Source organism: Microbacterium umsixpiens (assembly GCF_053543675.1).
This window is the reverse complement of the sequence record NZ_JBLVOH010000164.1, coordinates 1-2,583: the sequence shown is the minus strand read 5'-3', so window position 1 is coordinate 2,583 and position 2,583 is coordinate 1. Positions and strand designations below refer to the sequence as shown.

Annotated in this window: 3 protein-coding genes; 2 read left to right on the top strand and 1 reads right to left on the bottom strand. The window is 66.3% G+C overall.

Annotated features, from left to right (window positions below; all coding sequences use genetic code 11):
- Positions 1-41: 41 nt before the first annotated feature.
- Positions 42-554 (bottom strand): hypothetical protein, encoded by a 513-nt coding sequence (locus tag ACNPM4_RS16135; protein ID WP_448986354.1) that lies wholly within the window; start codon positions 552-554, stop codon positions 42-44.
- Between the two features lie 156 nt (positions 555-710).
- Between ACNPM4_RS16135 and ACNPM4_RS16130 the strand changes: the two genes are divergently transcribed.
- Together ACNPM4_RS16130 and ACNPM4_RS16125 are read left to right on the top strand one after the other, a co-directional pair.
- Positions 711-2,333: a sodium-dependent transporter gene (locus ACNPM4_RS16130; RefSeq protein WP_262002207.1), complete on the top strand. Its 1,623-nt coding sequence runs from the start codon at positions 711-713 to the stop codon at positions 2,331-2,333.
- Entirely contained in the window at positions 2,330-2,464 is a 135-nt protein-coding gene (locus ACNPM4_RS16125; protein WP_081859865.1) for a methionine/alanine import family NSS transporter small subunit, read from the top strand. Before ACNPM4_RS16130 ends, ACNPM4_RS16125 begins: the two co-directional genes overlap by 4 nt.
- Positions 2,465-2,583 lie beyond the last annotated feature (119 nt).

The window sequence follows — 2,583 nt, the reverse complement described above, 5'->3', positions numbered from 1 at the left end:
GCGGATCGATCCTCTTCTCTCAGCAGCAGCTGCCCGTTCTCTCAGCAGCAGCTGCCCGCCGAGCGCGCACTGCCGATGGGCTCGACTTCCGTCGACTCGTCCGCGATGCCGAAGCGGATCAGCGCGCGCGGGTCGAAATGGTCATCCGGTGGTGCGACATCGGGTGCCGCTGTGTGGAGAAGGCTGAAGTCGGCCGCAGCGCCCACCACCAGCAGGGCCCCGACCGGGAAGCAGTCGATCACGAGGTGGAACTCGTCATCGCGCTGCTGCACGGTCATCCCGGTGATCGACCAGGCCGTGAACTCATCCGCCATCGGCGTGCAGCGCCAGCTCTGCTGCTCCACGCCGGTCACCCGCAACAGTGCAGTGGTGCCGCGCAGACGTGTCGACTGCCCCAGTTCCAGGAGCACGCCGACAGTCCCGCCGAGCACATCGACGAGGATCCGTGTGATCTGGGAGCCCACCAGCGCATCATCCGTCAGGAACGGATTCTCCCCGTCCGGGAGTGGCGGAAGCGCGCCGGGTACGCCGATGAGCAGGTCGTTCACGTTCATGGCTATTCGCTCTCCCCAGAGATCCCCCGACCGTTCGAGAGTATGTGATCGCGGTTCACAAATTCTGAACGCCGAATGTGAAGGGGCACCAGGGGTGCGGGGCGACGCCGACGAGGTGTGCTGCGTTCGTCGTGGCCCTCCGGTAGTCTCACCGGCATGGCCACCGCATCGACGCAGACCCATAAACGCGAGGCTTTCGGCTCGCGGAACGTGTTCATCCTGTCGGCGATCGGATCTGCGGTCGGCCTCGGGAACATCTGGCGGTTCCCCTATGTCGCCTATGAGGGCGGCGGTGGGGCCTTCCTCATCCCCTATCTGTGCGCGCTGCTGACCGCCGGCATCCCGCTGCTGTTCTTCGACTACGCGATCGGGCACCGGTTCCGCGGGTCGGCGCCACTCGCCTTCCGCCGCATGCACCGGGCGGCCGAGCCCCTCGGCTGGTGGCAGGTGCTGATCTGCGTCGTGATCGCGGTGTACTACGCGGTGATCATCGCGTGGGCGGCCATGTACACCTGGTTCTCGGCCCAGCTCACCTGGGGGCCGGGGAACGAGAACGACTTCTTCTTCATCGACTTCCTGCGGTCGGCGGACGTCGCGGAGGTCGGCGTCTCGACCGAGTTCGTGCCGCAGGTCGGCATCCCCCTGGTCGTGGTCTGGCTGATCGTGATCGTGATCATGGCGCTCGGCGTGAAGCGCGGCATCGGCCGCGCGAACATGATCCTGATGCCGTTGCTCACCGTGATGTTCGCGATCCTCGTGGTGCAGTCGCTCTTCCTCCCCGGTGCGATGGAAGGTCTGAACGCGTTCTTCACCCCGAACTGGGAGGCGCTCGCCGACCCGGGCGTCTGGGCCTCCGCCTATGGGCACATCTTCTTCTCGCTGTCGGTCGCCTTCGGCATCATGGTGACCTATTCCTCTTATCTCAAGCGCAAGACCGACCTCACCGGATCCGGGCTGGTCGTGGCGTTCGCGAACTCCGGCTTCGAGATCCTCGCCGGTATCGGCGTCTTCGCCGCACTCGGGTTCATGGCGCAGGCACAGGGGACCGAGGTCGCCGGCGTCGCGTCCTCGGGCATCGGGTTGGCATTCATCGCCTTCCCGACGATCGTCTCGCAGGCCACCGGGGGCTCGATCATCGGCGTGCTGTTCTTCGGGGCGCTCGTGTTCGCGGGGGTCACCTCACTCATCTCGATCCTCGAAGTGATCGTCGCCGCGCTGCAGGACAAGCTGGGCTGGGCGCGCGTGCGCACGACGCTCACGGTGGCCATCCCGCTCGCGATCGTCTCGATGGCGCTCTTCTCGACGACCACGGCTTTGTCGGTGCTCGATACGGCGGATGCCTTCGTCAATGCGTTCGGCATCATGGCCGTCGCGCTGGTGGCGGTGATCATCGTGGCGTGGCTGCTGCACAAGCTCCCGGTGTTCGTCGAGCACCTCAACCGCCGCTCCAGCTTCCGGGTCGGACTGCTCTGGAAGCTGCTCGTCGGCGTGCTTGCGCCGCTGGTGCTCGGTTACCTGCTCGTCAGCGAGCTCATGACGAAGATCAATGAGCCGTACAGCGGGTATCCGGGGTGGTTCCTCGCGATCTTCGGCTGGGGCATGGTGATCGCCCTCGTCGTGCTGGCGCTGCTGCTGTCGGCGCTGCCGTGGAGCGGACGCTCGCACGCGAAGGACGACCCGGAGTACGACGAGTTCCTGGCCGAGGAGCAGTACGAGCCGGATGCGGAGACGTCGGCTGTTCCGATCGTCGCGACGCCGGAGAAGGGAGAACGCGCATGACCACGACAGCGATCGTCATGATGATCATCGCCATGGTCACGATCTGGGGCGGCCTCGTCGCCGCGATCGTGAATCTCGCCCGTCATCCCGAGGCCGCCGAGAACGAGCCGGCACCGCCCGTCGAGCTGTGACCGCGCACTGACGGCGAGCCGATCGCATCCGACCGGAGAAGTCGGGTGCCGGCGGCCCGGGCGCGGCGACGATGGTGGGGAAAGGAGGACCTCATGATCGGAACGCTCAACGCCCTGGT